General features: G+C 47.7%; 18 protein-coding genes. 9 read left to right on the plus strand and 9 right to left on the minus strand.

What is annotated here, in order from left to right; translation table 11 throughout:
* Positions 1-142 precede the first annotated feature (142 nt).
* The 3 genes from QUA02_RS09460 to QUA02_RS09470 all read right to left on the minus strand — a co-directional run bounded on the left by QUA02_RS09460 (position 143) and on the right by QUA02_RS09470 (position 1,804).
* Positions 143-550, minus strand: a complete 408-nt coding sequence (locus tag QUA02_RS09460; protein WP_333026923.1) for a GFA family protein — start codon at positions 548-550, stop codon at positions 143-145.
* A gap of 277 nt (positions 551-827) precedes the next feature.
* Positions 828-1,382 carry a hypothetical protein gene (locus tag QUA02_RS09465; RefSeq protein WP_333026925.1) on the minus strand — a complete coding sequence of 185 codons (555 nt, stop codon included), beginning with the start codon at positions 1,380-1,382 and terminating at the stop codon, positions 828-830.
* 212 nt (positions 1,383-1,594) lie between these two features.
* Positions 1,595-1,804, minus strand: coding sequence for a hypothetical protein (locus QUA02_RS09470; protein ID WP_333026928.1), 210 nt, complete (start codon positions 1,802-1,804; stop codon positions 1,595-1,597).
* A 225-nt stretch (positions 1,805-2,029) separates the two neighbouring features.
* Here QUA02_RS09470 and QUA02_RS09475 point away from each other — a divergent pair, with 225 nt between their 5' ends.
* The 3 genes from QUA02_RS09475 (at position 2,030) to glmS (ending at position 5,486) form a co-directional block, all read left to right on the plus strand.
* Positions 2,030-2,935 carry a CoB--CoM heterodisulfide reductase iron-sulfur subunit B family protein gene (locus tag QUA02_RS09475; protein WP_333026930.1) on the plus strand — a complete coding sequence of 302 codons (906 nt, stop codon included), beginning with the start codon at positions 2,030-2,032 and terminating at the stop codon, positions 2,933-2,935.
* A gap of 222 nt (positions 2,936-3,157) precedes the next feature.
* A complete protein-coding gene (psaC, locus tag QUA02_RS09480) occupies positions 3,158-3,403 on the plus strand; it encodes a photosystem I iron-sulfur center protein PsaC (RefSeq protein ID WP_015175986.1) in 246 nt (81 codons plus the stop codon).
* 160 nt (positions 3,404-3,563) lie between these two features.
* Positions 3,564-5,486: a glutamine--fructose-6-phosphate transaminase (isomerizing) gene (gene glmS / locus QUA02_RS09485; protein WP_333026932.1), complete on the plus strand. Its 1,923-nt coding sequence runs from the start codon at positions 3,564-3,566 to the stop codon at positions 5,484-5,486.
* Positions 5,487-5,555: 69 nt separating this feature from the next.
* Here glmS and QUA02_RS09490 read toward each other — a convergent pair whose 3' ends face one another.
* Both QUA02_RS09490 and QUA02_RS09495 read right to left on the minus strand, forming a co-directional pair.
* On the minus strand, positions 5,556-7,088 hold the full coding sequence (locus tag QUA02_RS09490) for an O-antigen ligase family protein (RefSeq protein WP_333026934.1): 1,533 nt from the start codon (positions 7,086-7,088) through the stop codon (positions 5,556-5,558).
* A 43-nt stretch (positions 7,089-7,131) separates the two neighbouring features.
* Positions 7,132-7,977: a YaaW family protein gene (locus QUA02_RS09495; protein ID WP_333026935.1), complete on the minus strand. Its 846-nt coding sequence runs from the start codon at positions 7,975-7,977 to the stop codon at positions 7,132-7,134.
* 276 nt (positions 7,978-8,253) lie between these two features.
* Here QUA02_RS09495 and QUA02_RS09500 point away from each other — a divergent pair, with 276 nt between their 5' ends.
* Together QUA02_RS09500 and QUA02_RS09505 are read left to right on the plus strand one after the other, a co-directional pair.
* Positions 8,254-9,321, plus strand: a complete 1,068-nt coding sequence (locus QUA02_RS09500; RefSeq protein ID WP_333026936.1) for an NAD(P)/FAD-dependent oxidoreductase — start codon at positions 8,254-8,256, stop codon at positions 9,319-9,321.
* Between the two features lies 1 nt (position 9,322).
* Positions 9,323-9,508, plus strand: coding sequence for a hypothetical protein (locus tag QUA02_RS09505; RefSeq protein ID WP_333026937.1), 186 nt, complete (start codon positions 9,323-9,325; stop codon positions 9,506-9,508).
* 100 nt (positions 9,509-9,608) lie between these two features.
* Here the strand turns inward: QUA02_RS09505 and QUA02_RS09510 are convergent, their stop codons facing one another.
* From QUA02_RS09510 to QUA02_RS09520, 3 genes are all read right to left on the minus strand, one after another.
* A complete protein-coding gene (locus QUA02_RS09510) occupies positions 9,609-10,544 on the minus strand; it encodes a polysaccharide deacetylase family protein (protein ID WP_333026939.1) in 936 nt (311 codons plus the stop codon).
* 307 nt (positions 10,545-10,851) lie between these two features.
* Positions 10,852-12,462: a bifunctional pantoate--beta-alanine ligase/(d)CMP kinase gene (locus tag QUA02_RS09515; protein ID WP_333027016.1), complete on the minus strand. Its 1,611-nt coding sequence runs from the start codon at positions 12,460-12,462 to the stop codon at positions 10,852-10,854.
* Between the two features lie 334 nt (positions 12,463-12,796).
* Positions 12,797-13,897, minus strand: coding sequence for a septal ring lytic transglycosylase RlpA family protein (locus QUA02_RS09520; RefSeq protein WP_333026940.1), 1,101 nt, complete (start codon positions 13,895-13,897; stop codon positions 12,797-12,799).
* 468 nt (positions 13,898-14,365) lie between these two features.
* Between QUA02_RS09520 and purM the strand changes: the two genes are divergently transcribed.
* The 4 genes from purM (at position 14,366) to QUA02_RS09540 (ending at position 20,316) form a co-directional block, all read left to right on the plus strand.
* Positions 14,366-15,388 (plus strand): phosphoribosylformylglycinamidine cyclo-ligase, encoded by a 1,023-nt coding sequence (gene purM / locus QUA02_RS09525; RefSeq protein WP_333026943.1) that lies wholly within the window; start codon positions 14,366-14,368, stop codon positions 15,386-15,388.
* Positions 15,389-16,007: 619 nt separating this feature from the next.
* Positions 16,008-17,840: an iron uptake porin gene (locus QUA02_RS09530; RefSeq protein ID WP_333026944.1), complete on the plus strand. Its 1,833-nt coding sequence runs from the start codon at positions 16,008-16,010 to the stop codon at positions 17,838-17,840.
* 297 nt (positions 17,841-18,137) lie between these two features.
* On the plus strand, positions 18,138-19,601 hold the full coding sequence (locus QUA02_RS09535) for an ABC transporter substrate-binding protein/permease (RefSeq protein ID WP_333026946.1): 1,464 nt from the start codon (positions 18,138-18,140) through the stop codon (positions 19,599-19,601).
* Entirely contained in the window at positions 19,567-20,316 is a 750-nt protein-coding gene (locus QUA02_RS09540) for an amino acid ABC transporter ATP-binding protein (protein WP_333026948.1), read from the plus strand. The genes QUA02_RS09535 and QUA02_RS09540 overlap by 35 nt, the downstream gene beginning before the upstream one ends.
* A gap of 491 nt (positions 20,317-20,807) precedes the next feature.
* Here the strand turns inward: QUA02_RS09540 and QUA02_RS09545 are convergent, their stop codons facing one another.
* Entirely contained in the window at positions 20,808-26,756 is a 5,949-nt protein-coding gene (locus QUA02_RS09545; protein ID WP_333026950.1) for a DUF4347 domain-containing protein, read from the minus strand.
* Positions 26,757-26,854: the final 98 nt, after the last annotated feature.

A 26,854-nucleotide genomic window follows, 5' to 3' on the forward strand; every position in this document is an offset into this window, starting at 1 on the left:
TATTCTTGAGGAAATCGATGAAACCCTTGCCCTGAGACATATAAGCTATATCGATCGCCGGATAGCCTGGAGAGCAGGTAAATCTTTGTTTGATTGGGCTGATGGTTAAAAGGCTTGCAACCTTTTAGCTCTCAAATGGGTTCTATAGATGCTTTGTCTCCGCTGGAGGCGCACCCCAGTTGTTGTTACGGCCATCCGAAAATCGAATTGGCGCTTCAATTAGTTCCGTTGGATCGGCGTTATCGAGGGCGGCCAATTGAACCGAAACGTAGTCACCGCCAATCTGTTCGTGGTGTCCGCGTGCAAACGAGCGCACGCCGCAGTGCTTGCAAAAAAGATGATGTCCAATCTTTGGATTGAACTGGTAATCGCTCAAATCGCCCTCGCCGGATAGCAATCGGAATGCGTTGGGTTTGATGATGGCGTTCCAATTCCGCGTTTTCGTGCAGATCGAGCAGTTACATTTGTTTGTGCCCAAGCTCAAGTCGATGTCGGCTTCAAATCGAACTGCGCCGCAATGGCAGCTTCCAATAAAGGTTTTGATCGTCATAATCTCCCAAGAGGTTGTCGTCCGAAAAGTGTACAGGCTTTGACGGCGATTGTGTAAGACTACTTCGGGTACGGGTTCTCTCCGTGACGCCCAACTGCTGAATTGAGCGGCAGACGATCGCTTCCAACTCAATCCAAAAATATCACAATTCTGTCCGCATGACCTTTATAGAGCATTTGCAAAGGTCTCTGAGCTTCAAAGTATGGGCTAATGATGGCTCTCATAAAACTTCAACCTCGAATTTCAACTATTCTTCACAAAAAACAAAGCAACTTGACTAATCTGATGCACCACCATGTATCAGCAAGCATCGTCGCCGCTGTTTATCTAAAACCAGAAATGTAAAGCCCCAAATTATGAAGTCCCATAACTCATCATCTACATCAAAGGCTGGATTGTACTGAAAAACTCTAGAATTCTCGTAATCTATACACGCACCGACATTACGCCAGAATCCTGTCGTCAGGTTTTGCTTTTTGTGCTTATCTACATTTTTGAATCCATCTGATGGATTGATCCGTGCAATGAAAGTATTGACTCTGCTAGTCAACAATGTAGGACCATGATGGCACTCACACATAGTCGCAAGATGAGGCTTTGTCCCTGGATAAGCTAATTGCATTAAACTCTGTAATTCTGAACCTGGTGTTACTTCCTGTAGATTTGCTTGAATGACCAGAGCGTCAAAAAAATGTGAGTCTAAATCATTTTCTTCAAGCTCTATTCCTTTGGCGCAGAACCAGATGACATAGTTGCAACCACTCAAACAAATACTCATTGCTTCCATATATCCGTTCAACTTAGCAATTTCAGGGGTATTTTGCAATCTCATAGAGTTAAACCAAACAATTATAACGGAAATTAATTAAGGCTTGCTGAATAAGTCTACACAGCGAATCTAAAGGCTAGACCTTATACAACCCAAACTTAGTCTACCAACTACAAATCGATGATACTGTTGGCAAAGTCGTGTGACATTTATACTTTATTCTGAAGCACAGCGCCCAACCTACGTGAAATCATTGTGTAACAAAATAGAAACATTTATGTAGGGCTTGCTGAATAATCGATCGCATATTGCGTGGCCTGGGTTTCGATCGCGCGATCGATGCCATCGTCATAGGGGCTGGTAAAGGTGAACGTGCTCGTTAGCAGTCTTTCAACGGTTGCTCGATCCTTGGCATTATAGGCAGCGAAACAGCGCTCAATCGTCGCCTTGCGTTGGGTAGATGCCTGGTTGTCTGGTTCGATCATGACTACCTCTGGAGTTAATCTGGGAGTTAACGGTTAAATTGAGCCGCAGTAGATATCTTTAGCTCGACTAGAATCAAAGCTGTTTGCCTGCTCCAATCTGGTTGTTAGGCTGGTGGCGTTGGGCAATATTGTCTAAAACTGCGTAAGGATATGGAGAGGAAGCATCTCAACTTCGATCGCCCTCCTTTTTTGTCCCTTGCCTTTTCTCCCCCAGCAGAAACGATTATGCCATCGCCAAATCTCAAATATGCTTATTTTCCCGGTTGCGTTGCCCAAGGGGCCGCCCGCGAACTTTACCTGTCTACAATGGCGCTAACTCAAGCCTTGGGCATCGAACTGGTGGAACTCAAGAAAGCTTCTTGCTGCGGTTCTGGCACTTTCAAGGAAGATTCGCAGTTGCTCGAAGATACTGTCAACGCCCGCAATATTGCTTTGGCTGAGGAACTGAATCTGCCTTTGCTGACGCATTGCAGCACTTGTCAAGGGGTAATCGGTCATGTGGACGATCGCCTCAAGGATTGCCAAAAAACCGATCCCAACTACATAAAAAAAGTCAACGGTTTGCTGGAAAAACAAGGTTGTTCGCCTTATCAAGGCAGTACCGAGGTGAAACATCTCCTGTGGGCGATCGTTGCAGATTACGGGCTCGACGAGGTGCAGAAGCGAGTCACCCGCAAGCTTTCGGGCTTGAAGTGCGCGTCTTTTTACGGATGCTACCTGCTGCGAGCTCAGGATAAGCTGCTTTACGATGACCCGCACCAACCGGAATCGATGGAAAATGTATTTCGGGCGATCGGCGCAACTCCGGTTTACTATCGAGGGCGGACGCAGTGCTGCGGCTGGCCGTTGGCGAGTTATGCCACTAACCAATCTTTTCAGATGGCAGGCAAACATATTCAAGATGCTCTTGACAATGAGGCTGATTGTATGGTAACGCCTTGTCCGCTGTGTCATTTAAATTTGGATTCGCGGCAGCCGGAAGTGGAAAAAGTAATTGGGCGCAAATTGGGTTTGCCGGTGCTGCATTTGTCGCAATTGGTGGCTTTGGCTTTGGGTGTGGAGCCGAAAAAACTCGGGCTCGACAGACATATTGTTTCCACAAAGCCCGTGTTAGAAAAATTAGGCTTTTAGTCGATCGATTTGCTCGGGTTTGTAGTAAGGAATGCAAGTTTTTTCTAACTCCCAGAATGAATATCTGTGAAGTTTTGTCGCTTTTTCGCCAAGTGCTTCCAGGCACTGCGGTAGACTAACCTTTAATTCTCTGTGCAGGCTATAGCGGTGGCACCTCACCGTCAAATCTGTTAATTCGCAGAGGCAGCAAATTTTTAGTGACTCGTTGGGAGCCTTTATTCAATGTCTCATTCAGTCAAAATTTACGATACCTGCATCGGCTGCACTCAATGCGTCCGCGCTTGTCCGACTGACGTTTTGGAGATGGTGCCCTGGGATGGCTGCAAAGCAGCTCAGATTGCCTCGTCTCCCCGCACCGAAGACTGTGTAGGCTGCAAGCGGTGCGAAACTGCTTGCCCGACCGATTTTCTGAGCATCCGGGTTTACCTGGGAGCAGAAACCACTCGCAGTATGGGTCTAGCTTACTAAATATCGATCGACACGCCGATCGAAATTACGGGCACAAAGAGGGGGCGATTAAATTGCCCCCTCTTTTTTTGTCGCGGAATCTGCATTCTGGGGCCGGAAGAAGGTAAAAATGATAAAACGTGAGTTTTATTGCGATCGCTAAGCAGGAGTAGTACGTTAAATGTGCGGAATCGTTGGCTATATCGGCACGCAAGCAGCAAGCGAGATTTTGCTAGCAGGATTGGAGAAACTAGAATACCGGGGCTACGATTCAGCGGGCCTCGCTACCATCTCCGAAGGAGAAATTACCTGCATCCGAGCAAAGGGCAAATTGCACAACCTCCGGGAAAAGCTAGCAGAGATAGACTCTCCGGCTCCCATCGGCATCGGACACACCCGCTGGGCAACTCACGGCAAACCAGAGGAATATAACGCTCACCCTCACCTGGATAATAGCGGGCGAGTTGCGGTAGTTCAAAATGGAATTGTCGAAAATTATCGCGAGTTGCGGAAAGAATTGAAAGCGAAGGGACATAAATTTGTCTCGGATACGGATACAGAAGTTATTCCTCATTTAATAGCTGAGTTATTTGCAGAAGGAAAAAGGGAGAAGGAAGAAATAAAAGAGAAAAAAACCGAAAAAATTGCTGATTTGTCGTTTTTGGAAGTGGTTTTAAAGGCGGTAAATAGGTTAGAAGGAGCCTTTGCGATCGCCGTTATCTGTGCAGATTTTCCCGACGAAATAATTGTCGCCAGACAGCAAGCTCCTTTGGTGATTGGCTTTGGTGCCGGCGAATTTTTCTGCGCTTCCGACACGCCGGCCTTAATATCTCACACCCGCACTGTTTTGTCTCTAGAAAATGGCGAATTAGCAAGGCTAACTCCGATGGGAGTGGAAGTTTATAGCTTTGCAGGAGAAAGGCTGAAAAAAAGCCCGCGCATCCTTGGTTGGAGTCCAGTTTTAGTCGAGAAACAGGGCTTCAAGCACTTTATGCACAAGGAGATTTACGAACAGCCGGCCGTAGTCCGAGCTTGTTTGGAGGCTTATTTAGACAGCGAGTGGCAGCCGGGAAATCCCCGCTCTCCCATCAATCTCAACTTGCCCAAAGAACTTTGCGCGGATGTCGAACAAATTTCAATTCTCGCCTGCGGAACGAGCTGGCACGCCTCACTAATTGGCAAATATTTGTTGGAACAATTAGCTAATATTCCCACTGCGGTGCAGTACGCTTCTGAGTACCGCTACGCACCGGCACCGCTGACAGCAAATACTTTAACTATTGGGGTAACTCAGTCGGGAGAAACGGCGGACACGCTGGCTGCTTTGGGGATGGAACAGCAGCGCCGCGCGGGTTTTACTGATAAATTTCGGGCGAGAATGTTGGGAATTACTAACAGAACTGAAAGTTCGATCGCCCACATGATGCCGCACGTGCTCAATACCCACGCCGGTATAGAAGTCGGCGTTGCTGCCACTAAAACTTTTGTCACTCAGTTGATGGCATTTTATTTCTTAGCTTTGGATTTGGCGCACCAGCGACAAACAATCAGCAGCGACAGATTGGCAGAGATTATTGCTGGTTTGCGCCAGTTGCCAGCGGAAATTGAAAAGTATTTGGAGATTCAAGAACAGTATGTAGAAGAATTGTCCCACCAGTTTACAGAAACCCAAGATTTTATCTTTTTGGGACGGGGAATTAACTTTCCCATTGCTTTGGAAGGGGCGCTGAAACTGAAGGAAATTAGCTACATTCACGCCGAAGGATATCCCGCCGGAGAGATGAAACACGGCCCGATCGCCCTTTTGGATGCGAAAGTGCCTGTAGTGGCGATCGCCATGCCAGGAAGCGTCTACGAAAAAGTGCTTTCCAACGCTCAGGAAGCGAAGGCGCGCGACGCCCGTTTAATTGGCGTTACGCCGAAGCAAGGTGTGGCGGAAGCCGATATTTTTGACCACATTTTGCCGGTGCCTTTGGTAGATGAATTGTTGTCGCCGATTGTGACAGTAATTCCGCTGCAATTGTTGGCTTATCATATTGCGGCGCGCCGAGGGTTAGATGTGGATCAGCCGCGCAATTTGGCGAAGTCGGTGACGGTGGAATAAAGGAAGTTAGTTGGCAGTTGGCAGTTGGCAGTTGGCAGTTGGCATTATTCCCAATGCTTTTCGGCTCAACTACCAATTTCCAATGCCCGATGTCCTATGCCTGATGCCGTCTTTGCAAACTCCGCAAATCGCCGCCAACACCAACCAGCTTATTGTATTGACTCGGAAATCAAACAGCGTCACGTCTACAGTGTTAAACAGCGTACAGGCGGCGAAGCTCAATAAATAACTGAAGAAAATTAGGCGATCGTTCGCTTTTTTGTCTTGACAAACTACCTGACTTGTGATATTGAATAGAGAGTTTTGATTGAGCAATAAAGCATTTTTCTCTACTTCCTCTGTTGCTATTTGCTCTTGTTTGATGTCCGCAGCAGAAACAGGCCAATTCATCAACAACAAAACACCCCTAGCCAAAACCCAGCCAACTAAACCAAACAACAAAAGCGTTGCGGGTATTCCAGTTTCAGCAGTCAACATCAGTATCAAACTGTGAGGATGACCCAGCCATTCGTGCATTCTATCTTGATAGAGAGAGGTAAAATTTCGCAGTCCCCAACCAGTCCAAGGACGCTGCTGAGTCATCGACCAAGCAAATTCCCACTGAGTAGTTCTCAAAGTAGCTGTCGGTCGATTTGGAAACATCTCATCGGTGAGTCTGGCCCAAAAAAAAGCCGGGACAATTATTCGTAAATATTGCCGCAGTGGTTCCGGGCCAAACGCCGACAAAAAAACTGCACTAACCGCACTAAAAACCGCAGCTAATATTTTTTTATAACCCGCGTAAAATGCAAAAGCCAAAACTGCCAAAACTGCCAATCCCCACGCATTGCGAGAATTAGTAAAAATTAAACAAACAGCATTTCCCACCACTGCCAAACTTAAAAATAGGAATCGGTAATTGGGAATCGGTAATTGGGAATTGGGCATTGGTAAGTGGTGACGACCGACAACTGCCAACCGACAACTGCCAACTGACAACTGACAACTGACTTCTTCCATCCACAATCCCAGTGCTAAAATAAAAGCAATTGTTAGATAGCAAGCTAAAATATTTGCGTACATAAATACAGAAGCCATCCTACCGGGAGGATTGCCCGTAGGTGCGAGTACCCAGCCAAAAACAGGCTGCAATCGATCGATGCCGCTCCAACCTAAAAATTGCTGTCCCAAACCTAAAATTATCACCGGAATTGAACTAATTACGATCGTCCAAGATAATTGCCGCAATTGAGCCGGAGTTTGAATTAAATTGCTGAAAGCGGCAAACAATATAAAGAACGGCAAGAAATTGTACAACCCTATAAAAGCCTCAATGCGGTTGTGGGCAAAAACCGCCGTGATGACTAGCAGCGCGCTCAGAATTGCGAATCCTCGATTCAGCGGGCGGCGACTAATTTGGTGGAAGTTTTGCTTGCAAGTGCCGGCCAATCCCAGGAATAAACCTAAAGCTCCCAAAATCGGAATTAAGGGAAAAATGAGCATCCCCACTTGAGCGAAATTCCAAGGGATTTGCAGGCGGCGATCGGGATGTTTTTGGAGGCGAGACTTGAGATTTTCGGCTGTCAGTTTGGCAGCTAATTTCAACCGATTTTTGATTTTCACCCACACTCCCAATCTAAAATCTAAAATCTACAATCTACAATCGTTAAGCTAGTTCCCAAACGCATTCCGATCGCGTTAATCGAATTTGAGCTAAGGCAAAAATGGTCGGAATAATCCGGCCGTAGTTCGTGGAAATCGATCGCCAACCCAAATCCGCGAAAAACCAAGTCCACATCACCGGGCCGATCAACGAAAATACGCTTCGCGTCGCACCGTAACGAGCCGCACTCACAGCCATACCGCGCCGCGCCGTTTGAATTGCGACATAATTTTGAAACTGGGTTGCTGCGGTTGCAGTGCCTGCAAGCACTCCTTGTTTTGCCATTTGATAGGTGGCAAAATGCAGCGCAAATTGATTGGCCATCAGTTTAAGCAGCATTGGTTTTAAGATGGAACTAACAGCTAAAGCGCTGCCGCCTTTGAAGAGTAAACCCAGCGGGTCTTTTTCAGCAGAAATTGGCAGGGGTTCAGAGAGTTTAGAATCAACGATCGCTCGCTGTACGCGCACTGTCAGCGCTTGCTGTTCGTCGGCCGGCAAACGCTTCCACGCGCGGCCCATTAAGTGCAGAAATACTTCTGCCTCTAAGTCGGTGGTTGACAACTGTTTGGGATAAGGGATTTTGAGATAGCGACAAACTTGAATTAGTGCTTGTCTGTAAGTTACTTGTTCGGTTCGCCCTCTGAGTACCGTCAGCCCGTCGGCTGCAAGATAGCGAAACCGCTGTTCTACGGCGTCGAGCCATGCTTGGCGATCGCGACTTTGTACGTCTATTGGTGCGGGGGTTTGCACGTAATCTAAAGGGTTAAACTTGCGGCTGAACAGAAGTTCTGTTAGTTGCTGCAATTCTTCTTCTGTTGTCAATTCTAGTGCTGCTCTGAGTTCGTCCAAAATTTTGCCCTCCCGTATACGATTTTAGATTTTAGATTTTAGATTTTAGATTGCCGCTTAGTAACGATCGCCCTGTGGGACTTGCCGAGCGCTACATTTTTTTAAACTGGTCTGACCTGTCGATTCGTGCTACACCCTATTCTACTACCTGGCGCAGGACGATGGCGTTCCGCCCCGCAAGCTACGGCTGTGGGCTTTTATACCAGTTGTGCTGAGCATCTTTTGCCCCGCAGCCTTTAAGCTAATAACTAAATCCAAAATTCTGATAATTCAACTATGTTCGATGTTGTGGCGATCGGTGCGGGGATGGCGGGGCTGATTTGCGCTCAACAGTTGCGCCTCGCTGGCTATTCTGTGGCGGTTGTTGAAAAATCTCGCGGCGCGGGGGGACGAGTCGCTACTCGCCGCGTGCACGGCACTAGGGCCGATCACGGCGCGCGCTATCTGGAGCCGCAGGGAGATGCGGTGCAGGGGTTAATTGAGGTTTTGGTCGATCGGCACATCCTAAAACTCTGGACTGATAATGTCTGGGAATTCAGACAGGGAAAACTTTCTGCTATTCCTAGTTCTTGTTATGTCGCACCTGCTGGGATGAATGCTGTGGGTAAGTATCTGGCTGAGGGTTTAGACATTTGGTACGGCCGCCGCGTCAAAGCTATTTCTCGTACCGACAGCCAAATGTGGCATCTTTCTCTGGAAGTTACCGACGACAATTTAGAGATACCTCAAGAATTGATTGCTAAGGCTGTGGTGGTGGCAATTCCTGCTCCTCAAGCTTTAATGTTTTTGAATTCTGAAATGGGTTTTTCGCCCGATTTTATTGACAAATTGCGTTCCGTGGAGTACGACCCTTGTATTGCGGTGATGGCTGGCTATTCTGCGGCAAAACAGCAAGATTTGAGCAATCTAAATCCGCAGTGGCAAGCTGTTTCTTTTCCCGATGATGCTGATTTAGCTTGGGTTGGTTTAGATAGCAGCAAGCGGCTCGATCCGCAACAGCCTGTGTTTGTGGTTCACAGCAGCGCAAATTTTGCCGATCGCTATTTAGAAGCTGTTGATTTGGATACTGTCGGTCAGGAATTGCTCGATCGCACTTCTGAATATTTAATTTCTTGGCTGAAACAGCCGGAATGGTTGCAGGTTCACCGCTGGCGCTATGCTTTTTGTCGAAATCCTTTGCCTGTTTCTTGTTTGCCTGCTGGGGGGACTTTGCCGCTGGTTTGTGCGGGGGATTTGTGCGGGGAAGGTCAAATAGAGGGTGCTTTGCGCTCGGGTTTGGCGGCGGCTAATTGGGTGAATTCTCAGTTGCAAAATTTGCCCTTAGATTCCAGCCTAAATTGGTAATATGGCTACCATTATTAATGTATCGATTTTGCCTCTAACCCTATTGCCATCCCGTCTGGTTTTAGCCCCGAAGATTACCTTGCCCTCGAACGCGATAATACCGTCCGGCATGAATATCGGCGCGGTTTGGTGTACGCGATGGCAGGAGGTAGCGATGACCGCAGCCGTCTCTGTATTAATTTTATAACTGCGATTAACCTTCACCTGCGCGATATAGTTATGAAAAATCGATCGAACGACCTACAAAAAAATAGAAAAATGGTGTAAACTCCCACTTTTCCAAATTTTTATTTTTGTGCGGTTTCTTGGTGTTTGAACTCTTGTTCTTGCATCTGCAATAACTCGGGAACTGTTACGAAAATGTAGCCTTCCTTTCTCAATCTAGCAATAATATCGGGCAAAGCTTCTACAGTCCTCGATCGATTGCCCCCGCCGTCGTGCATCAACACAATGCCGCCGGAATTTGCCTGCTTCATCACGTTGTCCATCAAAGATTCCGTAGGAGTGCGCCAATCTAAAGAATCAGCAGACCACAGCACAACTGCATAATTTTTCTTCTGTGCGTAAGCTGCCAATCCATTGTTTACAATGCCTCCGGGCGGACGAAAAATCGATGTTTTGACGCCGGTCAACTCCTCAATTAACGATGACGTGCGATCGATCTCGCGAGCGGCACCGTCTTCGTTATATTTAATGTATTGGTGGTTCCAAGTGTGGTTGCCGATCGCGTGACCGGCAGCAGCGACTTGTTTGCCAAGTTCGGGATAAGTTTGCAGGTATCTTCCTACCCAGAAAAATGTAGCCTTAATATTGTTTTTCTTGAGAATATCGAGGATTTGTATAGTTGTTGTCGGCCAGGGGCCGTCGTCAAATGTCAGGGCGATCGCCTTGTGCTGGGAGTCGAGTTTCGCCTGACGGATGGCTGTACCTTTAAACTGGGACGGTAGGCTTGATTGAAAGCGGATTTCCTGCTGTTGGGCGATCGCCTGTTCGGAAAACTCAACTCGATGGGCGATCGCCCCTTTGATCCCATTAACATTGGATATCTGCTTTTGTACTTGCAACTGGGATACGGCCAAGACTTGCGCCTGCATCGGTGTCGCTGGCCCTGTTGCCCGCAAGTTCATCGGCAACGTCACGCCCAGCAAAAAACTGCCGGAGGCGGCCATAAAAGCAACGATTAACGTTTTTCGCCGCCTCAAGAGCCGTTTCAATTTTGTCACTTCATTTTCTCCTTCACACCTTGCACAGTTAATTCTAGATTTTATGTGGATCAATTAAATCGGATGACCGCTAAAAATGCTACTGCAAATAACCGATCGCTGGGAAGTCCGTCAGGATAAAAACATTTAAGAATTGTGTTAAGACTTATGCGCCTGAAGCCCCCTAACCCATAAAAACCGGGATGGTCGAAATTTCCTCCCACTAAGGGGGACGGCTCTCAAATCCGGTTAATCGCACGTTATATTCTTAGGGACTCCGGCTGGGGCCCGCCTCCCTACCTGACGCTCCGCCCGGAGCACCCTAAAATTAACTTTTAGGGCCGATTCTCTGTTTGTACAAGCCGACAATCCGATCGATAACTTCGGCAACAGTCAGATTGTCTGTTTGAATTTCCACAGCATCTGCGGCTTTGCGTAAAGGTGCAACCTCGCGGGTGCTGTCCTTTTCGTCTCGCAGGGCGATGTCTTGTTCCAATTGGGCCAAGCTAATATTAGCCCGATCGGTATCTTTAAGTTCTAACAGCCGCCGGCGCGATCGCTCTTGTACCGAAGCCGTCAAAAAAATCTTCAGTTCCGCATCGGGAAACACGTTAGTGCCGATATCGCGGCCTTCTGCTATAATTCCGCCTTTTTTGCCGCAGCGCCGCTGTTCCTCCACCAGAAACTGACGCACGGCGGGAATAGCCGCCATTTCCGAGACGCGGGATGTCACTTCCAAACTGCGAATTGCCTCGGTTACGTCTTCGCCGTTAATCTTCAGGATCTTTGATGCGGGATCGAGGTTGTATTCCAAATAGCTGGAACTGACTAATTCGGCGATCGCGCATTCGTCGGAAATCGGCGTGCCTGTTTTCAATGCCAGCCAAGTCAGCGCCCGATACATCGCACCGGTATCGAGATAAAACAAGTTCAAAGCTGTTGCTGCAAGGCGAGTTACGGTCGATTTGCCTGCTCCCGCCGGGCCGTCGATCGCCACAATTGGCCGCCGGTTCCTGAGAATTATATTGTCAATCAAGCGAGTAGAGCCGACTCTGGCTGCCACGGCTAAAAGTCCCGCTGTTTCCACAACCTGCAACGGCGTCAAAGTGTCGGGATCGACGAGTTCGGCGTATTCGAGCTTGACTGCCGGCTCTCCTGCTACTGCTGCGCGCGCGGCAGCGAGTGCGGCCGCTCCGATACGGTCGCCTGAATAAAAAGTTTCCGAGGCTTGTTGCAGCGCGCGGTAGAGTACGGAGGCTTGCTGTTTTTGCTCTGCTGTTAAATACTGATTGCGAGAACTCATTGCCAGTCCTGACTCTTCGCGGACGATCGGACAAGCGACAATCTCTACAGGCAAGTTAAAATCAAAGGCCAGCTTGCGGATAATTGCTAGCTGCTGCGCGTCTTTCTGACCGAAATAAGCTTTTGTCGGCTGCACCAAACTCAAAAGTTTAGTCACAATTGCCGCTACGCCCTGAAAATGACCGGGCCTCGACTTGCCGCACAAAACCGATGTCATCGCCGGCGGCGGCACTACTTGAGTTAAGGATGAAAGGTGAATCTGTTTTTGGGCGGTTTTCTCTGTTTCTTGGCGTGAAGCGAAGCTATCCCGTAGGGAATCGACCGCTTGGTTGCCGAACATTTCCGTTGCTGAGGGAGCAAATATGACATCAACCCCAGCTTCTTGGCACAACAGCCGGTCTTGCTCGAAATTCCGAGGATAATCTTGAAAATCTTCTGTCGGCCCAAATTGCAGCGGGTTGACAAAAATGCTGACGAGGGCGATCGCATTTTCTTGCCTTGCCCGCTGGATCAAGCTCAGATGTCCTGCGTGCAAAGCTCCCATCGTCGGCACCAAACCGACTGTCACATGAGGTGCAGCAGACTTTTGTGAATTTAAGTAGCAGCGAAGTGCTGCAATTGTAGTAAACAGGCGCACCGGTAGAATCTCCTCAAGGCATTCGGCAGAATACAGAATTTGTTTGTCAGAGTTTGTTGTATCTGACATCTTGCACCATCCTCAAGAACAGGTAATATCAACTCCAGTAGCATCGGAATTAATATTACCCACAGTCAGGACACGGCAGTGCCGTGTCCCTACAATTAATCGGGGTAGGGACACGGCACTGCCGTGTCCTCGATATTATTCCGATGCAACCGGAAACGATATAAGATGCCTCTTCCACAAATAATGGTGCAAGATGTCAGTTTTATTCTAGTTTCTGCCTTCTACACTTCGGATAACTTTAATGTATTCTGCCTGAGAGTACCGTTCAGCGCCCAACAGTTGTTTGCTGCTGCGGTTCGATCACTTCAATTTCCACTCTCGCAACGCCGCTGCTCATCATTCCCAGCACGCTGGCGGCGCCGGCGGACAAGTCAATGAGCCGATCGCCCACATAGGGGCCGCGGTCATTAATGCGGACGACTACGGTGCGGCCGTTGTCGAGGTTTCTCACCATGACTCTAGTCCCGAAGGGCAAGTGGCGGTGGGCTGCGGTCAAATCATTTTGATTGAAACGCTCGCCGCTGGCGCTGAGGTTGCCGTCAAATCCCGGGCCGTACCAGGAAGCCCAGCCGCTGAGGCGCAATTGAACTGGGCCCAGAGACAGCACGGGTGGTTCTGGTTGGGGTTGGCCTGCGACTTCTTGGAGGGGTGGGGCGTTGCCCAGAAGCCTGCGGAGGCGATTTGTTGCTTGGAGGGCGTCTCGGCTAAAGTCGCTGGTGGTGTCCGGGAGGATGGTTTCGGCGTTGATGTTTACCAAGTCCTCGCCGTTTGCCTGGATAATGTAGCGATCGCCTTTTTCCCACTTAACGGTAATGCTGTTCGGATCGATGTTGTTGCGGGCTAGCTGGTTGAGTCTTGCTGCTAAGCTTGATGCCCGCCACACTGGATCTGGTTCTTGGATGCGGTCGTTGCTGGCAATGTTTCCGACTTTGGGATTTTCCAGAGTGCCCGCTACTTTCAACTGACTGCTAGCACCGGCTTTGCTGTCGCGGGTTTCTCCCAAAGGCGTGTTTGTTTCGGGACTTGCGTTGAGAAAGGTGATGACTGGAATGTTTCGCACGTAGACTGTCGCTGCTTGTCGCCCGCCTAAGTCGTGGGGCTGAATTTTGGCGATCGAGTCTCGGTCAATTTCAGCTCTTGCTTGATACTGATACTGTCCGACTTTTTGTGCTTCGACCCGAGTAGCGTTTAACTGCGGGGACGGTTGGGTGGCAATTACTTGCTTGTAAGCCTGAGAGTTTTGCTTGACGGCACCTGTTGCTTGTGCGTGACAAGAGGATGCCGTTCCTACCACAGGAACTAACAGGACAGCGAGTAGACCACCAACAAATTTTTCCTTCATACGTCCATTTTTGTGAATAGCCATTGCCAACCGAGATGGGAGGATTGGCCGTTTGGCTGGGGCGTCAAGGATTTCTCGAAAAGCCCTTCGCCATTCCCCCGCGAGTCAAAGCAAAGTATCGGGGTGCGTTTTTGCTTTAATGCTTCAGCCCCAAAAATATTTGGCGGAAACTTCCCTGATACTTGACAACTCATACTCGATCGGCAATTTGTGTTTTGTTCACGAACTGCAACAGACTACCACAAACTTTTGCGGTTGGGGATCGCTCACAGCACGAAATTTACCCAAAATCGAGCGAATCTTCACAGATATCTGTCTGAGATAATGCTTTGATTTCAGTGCTTACAGCCGTTTCAGCGATTCCAGAAAAATTTACAAAAATTTACAAAAAATTATTGTATTTTGTGGGCTGTCGAATGGCTAGTCTTAAAAAAGCTGTTTGTCAACTGTTATCGGCATAAACTAAAAATTAGAAATCGATTTGGCGGACTTATGGATTATCGAGAAGCAGGTGTGGATGTTGAGGCGGGCAGAGCTTTTGTCTCGCGCATCGGGAGTATGGTCAAAAGCACGCACCGATCGGGTGTTTTGGGCGGATTCGGCGGATTTAGCGGTTTTTTCAGCGTCCCGGAGGGTTTAAAAGAGCCGATTATGGTTTCGGGCACTGATGGGGTTGGCACTAAGTTGAAATTGGCCCGCGATCTCGATCGGCACGACACGGTAGGTATCGACTTGGTGGCGATGTGCGTCAACGACGTGCTGACATCCGGGGCCGAACCCCTCTTTTTTCTCGATTATTTAGCGACGGGAAAGTTAAATCCCGAACAATTAGCTGCGGTGGTGGCCGGGATTGCTGACGGTTGCAAGCAAGCGGGCTGTGCTTTGCTCGGAGGGGAAACAGCCGAGATGCCCGGTTTTTACCAAGCGGGTGAGTACGATTTGGCGGGGTTTTGCGTGGGTATTGTCGAAAAGAGCAAATTGTTGGACGGTTCGCGGGTGCAGGTGGGAGATGTGGCTGTGGGGCTGGCAAGTTCGGGGGTACACAGCAACGGTTTTAGTTTGGTGAGAAAAATTGCGGGCGATTGGGGTTTTGATTGGAATTTCCAACCCGAAAAGTTAGGCGGCAAAACTTTAGGAGAAGTGCTGCTAACTCCGACTAAAATTTATGTTAAACCAGTCCTCGAAGCAATTAAGAGCGGTTTAGAAATTCACGGTATGGCTCACATTACGGGCGGCGGTTTGCCGGAAAATTTGCCTCGCTGTTTGGGAGCAAATCAATCTGTAAAAATTGACAGCAATAGTTGGGAAAAATTGGCAATTTTTGACTGGATTGCTGAAGCGGGCCAAGTTGCTGATTCAGATATGTTCAATACTTTTAATATGGGGATTGGCTTTGTGCTGTTGGTCGCTCCCAGGGAAGTAGAACAGGCTGTTAAATGGTTTGAATCTCAGGGAATAGGTGCTTGGGCGATCGGAGCAGTTATTGACGGTAACGGAGAATTAGTGATGGGGTAAAATTTAATTTTATTGATTGGATTAAAAAAAAACGCCCTTTTTTTTAGGGTTAAAGGGTTGACTTTGAAAGTTGGATAGAGTACAATCTAATAATGGGAGTGGTGGCAGAAATAAAATTTCTGCCACCACTCCCATTATCTAAAATATACCACAATAAATCACGCAAAGTCAATAGGTAATCCTTCTTTTTAGGGCAGATTTTTTAACAAGATTTGATTTTAAAATTAAAGTATTAGTAAAAATAAATATTTGACGATCCTGTTAATCGCGGATCGTCAAATCGAGATGTTCGCAAATCCTGAAAAGGTTGCTATAGCTGCTTGCCTGCGGAATCTGGGTTAAAAACTATCAAATTTGACAGAATAAAATTCTCAATGCCAGTAAAATTCATTTATTAACGATCGGTTTAGCCTCATCTTCGGAATCAAATTCAATCCTCTCAAGCAGTCATTGCTGCTCGATCGCACCCCATTCCCGATCCGTTCGAGGCGAATTTAGGTTTGCACTTAACAGCCGGGACTGCAAGCAACCAACCGGATTTGATATCTAACAATCTCCATTGGCGATGTCGGTTTCGCGAGCCACGAAATGCACTTAATCAAAGATGTGAGGAGCAACAATGTCAAAAGTTTTTTGGGAATGTTTCTGGTTTTGCCTAGCTTTCTTTGCCAACCTCTTGCTGGTAGAAAATACAGTTTTTGCAGCAGAAACAACTGCGGCGCCCGTGCAAATTCCTGATGCTGAAAATGCGATCGCCCTTGCGGAACCGCAGCATCAACTTCTCGAACCAACAGACGCCCAAACTCCAGCAGCATCAGTTCCCGCGCCGCCGGAAACTCTCGCCTCTGGCGCTACACCGGAAACCTCGGAAAGCGATTTAACCGCAGCATCACATTCCGCAGCGCCAGCTTCAGTCATTGCCGGCGAGTTAAAGCAATCGGAAATCCCGGAAACTCTGCCAGACAAAAATTCGCTGAATCAGCCGCAATCGCCATCCGAACCGCTCGATGCCGGCTCTATGAGTCAAGTGACATCAGTATCTCAACTATCCGACGTACAACCTACAGATTGGGCATTTCAAGCCCTGCAATCCCTAGTAGAAAGATACGGCTGCATCGCGGGATATCCAGACGGAACCTATCGGGGCAACCGAGCATTAACTCGATACGAATTTGCCGCTGGATTAAACGCTTGTTTAGACCAAGTTACCAAGCTAATTTCTGGAGGAACGGGCAACTTGGTCACAAAAGAAGACTTGGCCGTACTGCAACGCTTGCAAGAAGAATTTGCCGCCGAGTTGGCTGCTTTGCGGGGTCGAGTCGATGCTTTAGAAGCGCGCACCACCGAACTCGAAGCCAATCAGTTTTCGACAACTACTAAACTGAATGCAGAGACTATTTTTGCGGTGGGCGATACCTTTGGCGACGGTGCTGTCGGTGAGGATAAAACTAATACAAACTTTGGCTACCGAGTGCGGTTGAATTTCGATACGAGCTTTACCGGATCTGACCGCTTGAGAACTCGGTTGCAAGCTAGAAATAGTGCTAGGTACGATCGCACTACCGGCACTCCCATGACTCGCACCAACTTTGACGGGGATAGCGGCTCGCAAATCATTCTGGATAAGGTCAGCTATCAGTTTACGATCGGCCGCACCACTGTTGAAATAGGGGCAAAAGGACTTACTTCCGATGATGTCGCTCCGTTAATTAACCCTTATTTTGATAGTGCTGCTCAAGGTGCTGTTTCTCGCTTCGGAGCATTCAACCCCGCTATCTACAATACACCCGGAGAAACGGGAATTGCCATCAATCACCTATTGAGCGACAAACTAAATTTAACTTTGACCTATCTTGCCAATACCGCTGCTGATTCTACAGAGGGCAACGGACTTTTTAACGGTAGCTACGGGGCGATCGCTCAACTTACTTACTCGCCAAGTTCAGAGCTCGATTTAGCGTTGAGTTATGTCCGCAGCTACTCCCGCAGAGATGATGTCGATCTTTCTCTCGGTACGGGCAGCAATAACGCCAATCAACCTTTCAATCAAAGCGCGACAAGAGGCAACCATTTTGGCGTTGAAGCAAGTTGGCGGGCTTCGCCTCGATTTGCTATTTCAGGGTGGGCGGGATATGTAGATGCTCAGCAGTTGTCCGACGGGGATGCAAAGGCGGATATTTGGAACGGCGGAGTGACTTTTGCTTTCCCAGATTTGTTTGGTGAAGGCAATGTCGGCGGGATTATTCTCGGCGTCCCACCTAAAGTTACTCGCAATGACATTAAAGAGAACAGGGATAATGCTACTTCTATTCACGTAGAGGCTTTGTACCGGATTCAGGTCAGCGATTTTATTAGCGTTACTCCTGGGGTTTATGTCATTACCAATACAGATCACAACAAGGATAACGGTACAACATGGGTGGGAGTTCTGCGGACGAGTTTTAATTTCTAAAATGTTATAGAAAAAGGAAGGCACAACACTGATTTTGACACGGATACACGGATTAATTATTGAGCGTGAGTTACTTTAAGTAGGGTGCGTCAGTTAGCATTATTTTTGCTACAAACCGACAATCTCACAACTGACGCACCGGTGAACAAGTGGTGCGTCAGAATCATACTTTCTGTGCTGATTAAGAATCTCAAACCTGACGCACCCTACCACTGTTATCTATCTTTAGAATGGTGACATAATTGTGAATAATCAAATATTTTGTTGGCGAGGGGATTTTTCAGGAAAATGCTAGAAATGAAACGTTTAAAATTAAAATCAGTGCTGGCGGGGGCGATCGCGATCGCCTTTTGCTTGATTGCGATCGCCAGCTACGCCCAAGGCAAGAAAACTTTAACACTGGCAACTTCCCCCGACTACCCGCCCTACGAATATAAGGATACGGCAGTTAGCGGCAATGAAGTAATCGGTTTTGACATCGATATTGCCAAATATATTACTCAAGAATTGGGCTACGAACTTAAAGTAATTGGCATGGACTTTAACGGCTTAATTCCGGCTTTGCAGGCGGGGCGAGCCGATATCGTGATGGCTGGAATGACTCCCACGGCAGAAAGGAAAAAAAATGTTGATTTTTCTGACCTTTACTACGAAGCTCAAAATACAATTGTCGCCAACAAAGGCAGCAACCTCACCAAAGCTGAAGATTTGACCGGGAAAAAAGTAGGCGTTCAACTCGGCAGCATTCAGCAGGAAGCGGTAAAAAAAATGGCTGGCGTGCAGGTGGCTTCTCTGAATAAAATCCCTGATATCATTCAAGAAATTAAATCAAATCGGCTCGCTGCGGGGGTGATCGAAGATACTGTTGCTAAGGGTTATGCCGCAGCTAACCCGGACTTGGAATTTAATACAATTCCCAATACTGAGGAAAGCGGTTCGGCGATCGCCTTTCCTAAAAATTCGACATTAGTTCCAGAATTCAACCGCGTCCTCCAGCAAATGAAAGCCAGCGGTCAAATTCAGGAACTAGCTACTAAGTGGTTTTCTCGACCGATCGCCACGGAAGCGACTTCAGCAAATCCGTCTCCTGCACCAGCAAAATTCGGGTTGGATTTTGGCAAAATAGTGCCGAATTTACCTTATATTTTAGGCGGAATTTGGGTGACATTAACCTTTACCCTGCTGTCGGCATTTCTCGGATTTATCTGGGGAATCGTGCTGTCTTTGTTCAAAATTTCTAGCATTAAACCGCTGGCTTGGTTCGGCACTGCTTACACTTCAATTTTTAGAGGAACGCCGCTAATTTTGCAGTTGACTTTAGTTTATTTTGCAACGCCGCAGCTTACGGGATATGATATATCTGCGCTGCAAGCTGGCGTCATTACTTTTTTCCTCAATTCTGGGGCTTATATTTCCGAGACGATCCGCGCCGGAATTCAAGCCGTAGATAAAGGGCAAAAAGAAGCGGCAGAATCCCTCGGCGTTCCCTACAAACAGATGATGAGCGATATTATCTTGCCGCAGGCATTAAAAAATATTTTGCCTGCTTTGGTGAATGAAAGTATTGCTTTGTTGAAAGACTCAGCTTTAGTTTCAGTAATTGGCGTAGAAGATTTGCTGCGCCGCGCTACAATTGTGGGAGCCGAAAAGTATATTTACTTTGAACCTTTGATATTTGTAGGCGCAATTTATTACTTGATGGTACTTAGTTTAACTTGGGGGGCCAATGTACTCGAACGCAGACTCCAAAGTAGCAGTTAAAGTCGATCGCCTGTATAAATCTTTTGGCAATCTGAAGGTTTTGCGGGAGATTACTACTGAAATTCATAAAGGAGAAGTGATTGCCATTATCGGCCCTTCGGGGTGCGGCAAGTCTACTTTTTTGCGGTGTTTGAATTTACTGGAAATTCCGACTTCTGGACAGATATACATTGACGAAGTAGAGATTACTGCGCCGAAGACAGATATTATGCAAATGCGCCAGAAAGTGGGGATGGTTTTTCAGCATTTCCACTTGTTCCCGCACATGACGGTACTGGAAAATGTGACTTATGCACCTCTCAAGGTGAAGCATATTGCTAAGGATGAAGCGCGTCAAAAGGGTTTAGAATTGCTGGAAAAAGTCGGTTTGTCAGATAAGGCTGATGTTTATCCTTCTAAGCTGTCGGGGGGACAGAAACAGCGGGTGGCGATCGCCCGCTGTTTGGCTATGGAACCGGAAATTTTGTTGATGGACGAACCGACTTCTGCACTCGATCCAGAAATGGTTAAGGAAGTGTTAGATGTGATGAAAGCTTTGGCGCAAACGGGCATTACAATGGCGATCGTCACTCACGAAATGGGATTTGCGCGGGAAGTCGCCCACCGGATCTTGTTTCTGGATGGCGGAAAGGTGGCGGAAGATGTACCGCCGAACGAGTTTTTTAGTAACCCGAAGTGCGATCGGGCGAAGCAATTTCTGGAAAAGATGCTTTAATTCAAATTAAACTTTTTTACTGTACTTTCTCGCAGTTCGATCGACCCGCAAGCCCCCCATTCCGGCAGGGGTTTAAACCCCTGCCTCACAGCTAAAGTCGGTTAAAACCGACTGCAAAATTGAGGCTAATTTCTCGCAATCTCAGTCCTCTTTTAGAGGACTTTTGCTATGAGACAGGGGTTTTCAACCCCTGTCGGACTCCCCCAATTCCGGGTGGGCTGACTCTCCCAATTGCGGGCGAGTCGATAACAATCGAGTAGGGTGCGTCAGTTTGGGATTCTAAATTAGCACGGAAAGTCTAATTCTGACTAATTCTGACGCACCATTTATTGCGTGGTGCGTCATATCAATTCCGGCTGCACTCCTTATGATAAGCGAGGACACGGCACTGCCGTGTCCCTACAATCGATCGTGGTAGGGACACGGCACTGCCGTGTCCTCCATTTATATTATTCCGATGCTAACGGAATTGATATCAGTTGCGATCCTGTTTAAATTAAGCTGAAATCGGCAGCACTTATTCTGCTAGCAGAAACTCCGTTTAAAGCAGCTATAATTTCTCCTGTTTCCACAAACTGAATTAAAGTTGCACCGCTGTTTTCTATAACATTTAATTGCTCGAATCTCAAGCCATCAGCGAGCATCAGCAAATCTTTTTCAGCTTCAAAATCGGCAATAATATCGATACCGGAATTGGTGGAGAGTAAAAAGCGATCGCTCCCAGCACCTCCAATTAAAGTATCATTTCCCGCACCTCCAATCAAACTGTCATCACCGCGATTTCCAAACAAGATATCTTCGCCGTCACTGCCGAGTAAAACATCGCTGCCTTTACCTCCGTAAACGGTATCTGCGCCGCTCTTGCCGTCGATGAAATCGCTGCCGCGTTGGCCCGTAACAATGTCACTGTCGCTGCTGCCAATGAGATTGTCGTCGCCGTTTGTGCCGTCGATCGCATTGGGGGAATTGCTAACAAGTTCTGCTTCGCCCGTTACAACTGGAACTGCTGGCGAACTCGGTGGCTTTGCACCTTGAATTTGAGCGGTTAATGCTGTTTCGGTATTTTCAGCAACAGCCAGATCGATGCTTTTAATTCCCGCAGTGACTGCTTTTAAATCTTGCGAAGTTTCCCCTAATGCTACTTTTTGAACGCGGGCAATTTCGCTGGGAATTGCTGCCGGCATAAAGTTAGAAACAACCGAGTCAACTCGCTGATTTGCTGCTGCCATAACTGCGGCTGCTTGCTGGGAAATTGGCAAGATTTTTTGCAAGTCAAAATTTGGATCGATCGCCCGCATTTTCCCTGCTGCTTGTTCTATAATTTGCTGTAAAGTATTGGCACTGCTCAAATTGAGAGCGCTGTTAGATTGAATGCGATCGCCAATTGCCTTGACAACTTCCTGAGTAATTGCTGCCATCGAAGCTGTGGAAGCACCGGCAATCAAATTAGCAGTTTGAGTGATGAAGTTTTGCACTTTTACCATTGCTGCCAAAACTTCAACCCCGCCCGGTTGGTTGGTGTTTGTCGCGGCGATAGGATCGAAATTTAAAAGGTCGATATTAGCAGGCAAAGCCAGGGCCGATCGCACTCGATCGAGCGCAATTTCCGGGTCAGTTCCCCGATCTCTCAAATCAGCAACTAAACTGGTTAATAAGGTGACGACGGTAGCATCGCTAGGGGCAGTAACCGGAGTTTCTAAAGGCAAACCGGTAGCTGTATCTGTGCCGCCGATCGCGACTAAATTTCCTTCACTCGGATCGAGTTCGCCGTTTTTGTTGGTGTCGAATATTTCAAAGGGAATATCTAGCTCAAATTCACCGCTACTTCCCGTAGTTGTAAATGGTTCGTTAGCGTCGAGAATGCTGTTTTTGTTGGCATCTAAAAACAGAGTTGCCCCGGCAATGTAGCTGTCAATTAACACACCGCTAGGAGTGACATTCAGTAATATTTTATCGCTCGCACTTGCCCTTGCTTTATCGGTGGCAGTTAGTTTAATCTCCAGCGATTGCAACGTCGAAGTTGTACCGCTAAAAGTGCGGGTATTGGGGTTGAAATTGAGCCAACTCGGTAAAGGTTGACCGTTTTGTAGGGTAGCTGAATAAGTTAGGGTATCTCCCCGATCGCGATCGATAAAAGCAGCGGATGGAACTTGATATTCAAACTGCGATGAATTGCTGACTCGGAAGGTGCTATAGTTCCACGGAGTCGCAATCGGATTTTTGTTGAGTATTGGTGGATTGTTGGGGAGATTTGATGGTGTTGGTGTTGGTGAAATTGACGGTGTTGGTGTGGGTGTAATATCGGGTGTTGGTGTCGGAGAATTTGACGGTGTTGGTGTTGGCGTCGGAGAAATTGACGGTGTTGGTGTGGGTGTAATATCGGGTGTTGGCGTCGGAGAATTTGACGGGGTTGGTGTTGGTGTCGGAGAATTTGACGGTGTTGGCGTCGGAGAATTTGACGGTGTTGGTGTGGGTGTAATGTCGGGTGTTGGAGTTGGGGTATTTGACGGCGTTGGTGTCGGTGTTGGTGTTGGTGTCGAAGAATTTGATGGTGTTGGCGTTGGAGAATTTGATGGTGTTGGTGTGGGTGTAATGTCGGGTGTTGGAGTTGGGGTATTTGACGGCGTTGGTGTCGGTGCCGGATCGGGTGTTGGAGTCGGAGAATTTGACGCAGTACCCGCATCTAAAATTCGCAGCGTTGCCGTATTTTGGGAACTTATATTTGGATTGAAATCGCCCGTTATTCCGAAGGTCAATTCTTCTGTACCTTCAGTCAAGTTATCCGGTAAAATATTAACGGTAAAACTTTTGCTGGTTTCGCCAGGATTGAAGGTAACAACAGGTGAAAAGTTGGGGGGAATGTTCCAATCTGTACCCCAAGTTGCCGAACCAATCGGATAAGTTATTTGTACTTCAGAAGAATTGCTGAGATTGCCGCTGCGAGTCAAACTAATAGTTGCGGGAACGATCGACAATCTGCTTTCATTTACTGAGTAAATCGGTTGGGAAAAACTGACGATCGCACTTTCGTTATTGGGCGTAGGAGTCGGCGTTACTGCTGGTGTCGGAGTCGGCGTTACTGCTGGTGTCGGAGTCGGCGTTACTGCTGGTGTCGGAGTCGGCGTTACTGCTGGCGTAGGAGTCGGCGTTACTGCTGGTGTCGGAGTCGGAGTCGGTGGGATGTCGTTATCGGCGATCGCCACGCTGACGGGTGCGATCGCCATTCCGTTATATTTAGGATCGGTACTGGTGACTGTATGGGCGATCGAACCCGTATGCGCGCCTTCGACAACCGCGTCATCTTTTGCAGTTGCAGTAACGGTTTGAGGCGCATTCCAGTTGGTGCTGTCAAAGACAATTGGGGCGATCGCATCGATTTGATTTCCCGTATTAAAACTAACTGTAACAGGTGCGATCGGCTGTGAATTTAACTGAAAGCTGTAACTTCCCACCGCACCGCCTTCTGTGGCTGTCGTGGAGTTGTTACTGATGCTGGCGCCTGCGGTATCGTTGTCGGTATTGGTGAGGGTGACATCGGGAGAATTGAGACTGCTGTAGTTGCTGTCGGTACTGGTAGCGGCAGCCGTGATAATTTGATAAGTGCTAGATCCGTCAGCAATGCGATCGTCAACACCGGTTACAGTGACAGTTTGCGGTAAATTCCAGTTAGCCGGAGTGAAGCTCAAACTATTAGTAGAAAGCGTTCCTTCTGCGGAATTGTCACTGGTTAAGTCGATCGTCACGGGGGCGATCGGCTGCGTGTTCAAAACTAGATTAAAATTAGCAGTACCGCCCGCTTCTGTTGTAACTAATCCCGATGTCGGATTGACGGTAATTCCTGCTGTTTCGTTGTCGGAGTTGGTGACGGTGACATCATCCGCATTGAGATTGTTGTAATCGGTGTCAGCGCTGGTAGCAGGGGCGGTGACAATAGTGTAAGTTTGCAGGCCGTCGGCTGCGCTGTCGTCAACACCAGTTACTGTTACTGTTTGCGGAATACTCCAGTTAGTTGGATCGAAGGTCAAACTATTAGTAGAAACCGTTCCTTCGGCGGGATTGGAACTGGTTAAGCCGATCGAGACTGGCGCAGTTGGAGGCGAGTTGAGTGCGACGGTAAAAGTTGACGTTCCTCCGGCTTCTGTGGTGTTCAATCCGGCGATCGGATTTACGGTAATGTCTGGAAAGTCGTCGTTAATAATTGTCAGCGTATAGCTAGCAACATCAATTACAGGATCGGGGGCGGCAACAGGACTTGTAATGCGGGGATTTGATATGGTGACGGTAATAGTTTCATCAGGTTCGATCGAAGTATCTCCGATAATATTGAGGGGTATCTCCTTATATACTTCACCGGGAAGGAAGCTGAGAGTACCGGAAGTGACGCCAGTGTAGTCCGTAGTGCTATCAGCCGTTCCTGTAATCGTATAGTCAATGGTACTGGTGAAGCCATTGTCATTGAATGCGCCGTGACCAACCATGAAGCTAGCGTAAGCAGAGCCTGTGTTGCCTTCAGATATTGGATAGCTACCACCAACTCCGTAGGATATGGTGCCGTTAGCTGGAATAGTCAGCGTAGTTTGTGAAATTGTCCCTGCACCCGCACCTTGCATTGTATCTGTATCAAATTCAAAGACAAATGTTTCATCTGTTTCAGGTAAGTAATCGTTATAAACAGCGACTTGAAAATTTTGGGTGAGGTCAGTGGTTCCTGCGGGGAAAAAGGGATATTCACCTACGGTGAAGTCAGAACCATAAGTGAGCGTGCCACTGCCGCCAGGTGCAGAAGCAGGCTTGATATATACAGTCACGTCCTCAGTTGGGACGCCGCTGAGAGTGACAGGAATATTCACAAATGTTGTTCCGCTCGCTTCGGTAGCCGTGTAATTGGCCGCGCCGAAACTTACAGATAGTCTACCAAGCAGAATTGAAATATTGTTGCTATAACTCTCCGTCCCCACAACCAAGTCGAGGAATGCATCGTTATTGAAGTTACCTACTGCAACTGATAGGGGATTTGACCCAAAGCCAGAGTTGTTAGTAGCATTACCAAAGCTACCAGTACCATTTCCCAGCAAAATTGAGACGTTGCTGGAGCCCCGATTCGTCACAGCCAAATCGGGGAAAGTATCGTTATTAAAGTTACCCACTACAACTGAAGTGGGATTGAGCCCTGTGTAATAGTTAATAGCATCACCAAAGTTACCAGTACCATTTCCCAGGAAAATGGAGATGTCGTTAGAGCCATAATTCGCTACAACCAAGTCAGGGAAACTATCGTTATTAAAATTGCCCACTGCAACTGAGGTGGGAGATGCTCCCGCGTTGTAGTTGGTAGCAGCACCAAAGTTACCAGTACCATTTCCTAGCAAAATTGAGACGTTGTCGGACTGATAATTCGCCACAGCCAAGTCGGGGAAGGTATCGTTATTAAAGTTGCCCACTGCAACTGAGGTGGGATATGCTCCCACGTCATAGTTGGTAGCAGGACTAAAGCTACCCGTACCATTTCCTAATAAAATAGAGATGTTGTTGGAGCCAGAATTCGCCACAGCCAAGTCGGGGAAACTATCGTTATTAAAGTTGCCCACTGCAACTGAGGTGGGAGTGAACCCCGCGTTATAGTTGCTAGCAGGACTAAAGCTACCCGTACCATTTCCCAGGAAAATGGAGATGTTGTTGGAGCCACGATTCGCTACAGCCAAGTCGGGGAAAGTATCGTTATTAAAGCTGCCGACTACAACTGAACTCGGCTCTGAACCCACATCATAGTTGGTAGCAGGACTAAAGCTACCCGTACCATTTCCCAGCAAAATTGAAATGTTGTTGGAGCCATAATTCGCCACAGCCAAGTCAGGGAAAGTGTCACTATTAAAGTCGTTTACCACGACGGACCGAGGATCTAAGCCTCCTATGCTATAAGTGGTAGCTGGCGAGAAGAGATTTAAAATGTGGCTGTAAGCTGCCATTACTTCTGGATCGAAGGCTTTGGGCGCTGTTATTTTCCCGGTTTTTACTTCTAATTCCCAGTCTCCACCTAATTCTTTGCTCCCGGTGAAAGTGGCAGAAGCGGCAATTTTTGCTGTTGTTAACTCGCTCAATCTTTCCACGAACGATCGCCCGATCGCCCCTGCACCCACCCTGCACCCGTAAATCAAAATTTCCGCATTTGCTGCGAGCTCCCGCCCCCACATTTCGATTTGCGCTTTCAGCCCGCCCAAATTTTCCCAACTCAACCGAGTATTTCCCAATTGCAAGCATCCGGGCGCCCCGTGGGAAATAATATGAACTTCTTCAAAAGATCGATCGCGCAATCTTAAACTAATTTGTTCGATCCCGTCCGCTGCGGTGTCTAACAATACAATTTCCGTTCCCGAAATTGCACCGGCAGCCAAGATTTGATAGTCAGATACACTCTTGTCAATAAACGCGATCGCTTTCATATTCTTTCTGATTGTTAAAAATGCTTTATGCAAGCTTATGCTTTGGGCGCAGTTTTAGCAACCGTGGAAATGTTGAGTTTTTTGCTTTAACAAGCGGC

It is taken from the genome of Microcoleus pseudofavosus SVA1_A4 (assembly GCF_036700565.1).
Classification (GTDB): domain Bacteria; phylum Cyanobacteriota; class Cyanobacteriia; order Cyanobacteriales; family Microcoleaceae; genus Microcoleus.

Excerpts from the sequence above, each read along its gene's own strand:
- QUA02_RS09530 (WP_333026944.1), top strand. The coding sequence starts at position 16,008 with ATGTCAAAAGTTTTTTGGGAATGTTTCTGGTTTTGCCTAGCTTTCTTT.
- QUA02_RS09545 (WP_333026950.1), bottom strand. The coding sequence starts at position 26,756 with ATGAAAGCGATCGCGTTTATTGACAAGAGTGTATCTGACTATCAAATC.
- purM (WP_333026943.1), top strand. The coding sequence starts at position 14,366 with ATGGATTATCGAGAAGCAGGTGTGGATGTTGAGGCGGGCAGAGCTTTT.
- QUA02_RS09470 (WP_333026928.1), bottom strand. The coding sequence starts at position 1,804 with ATGATCGAACCAGACAACCAGGCATCTACCCAACGCAAGGCGACGATT.
- QUA02_RS09505 (WP_333026937.1), top strand. The coding sequence starts at position 9,323 with ATGGCTACCATTATTAATGTATCGATTTTGCCTCTAACCCTATTGCCA.
- QUA02_RS09540 (WP_333026948.1), top strand. The coding sequence starts at position 19,567 with ATGTACTCGAACGCAGACTCCAAAGTAGCAGTTAAAGTCGATCGCCTG.
- QUA02_RS09465 (WP_333026925.1), bottom strand. The coding sequence starts at position 1,382 with ATGAGATTGCAAAATACCCCTGAAATTGCTAAGTTGAACGGATATATG.
- glmS (WP_333026932.1), top strand. The coding sequence starts at position 3,564 with ATGTGCGGAATCGTTGGCTATATCGGCACGCAAGCAGCAAGCGAGATT.
- QUA02_RS09460 (WP_333026923.1), bottom strand. The coding sequence starts at position 550 with ATGACGATCAAAACCTTTATTGGAAGCTGCCATTGCGGCGCAGTTCGA.
- QUA02_RS09500 (WP_333026936.1), top strand. The coding sequence starts at position 8,254 with ATGTTCGATGTTGTGGCGATCGGTGCGGGGATGGCGGGGCTGATTTGC.
- psaC (WP_015175986.1), top strand. The coding sequence starts at position 3,158 with ATGTCTCATTCAGTCAAAATTTACGATACCTGCATCGGCTGCACTCAA.
- QUA02_RS09520 (WP_333026940.1), bottom strand. The coding sequence starts at position 13,897 with ATGGCTATTCACAAAAATGGACGTATGAAGGAAAAATTTGTTGGTGGT.
- QUA02_RS09535 (WP_333026946.1), top strand. The coding sequence starts at position 18,138 with ATGAAACGTTTAAAATTAAAATCAGTGCTGGCGGGGGCGATCGCGATC.
- QUA02_RS09475 (WP_333026930.1), top strand. The coding sequence starts at position 2,030 with ATGCCATCGCCAAATCTCAAATATGCTTATTTTCCCGGTTGCGTTGCC.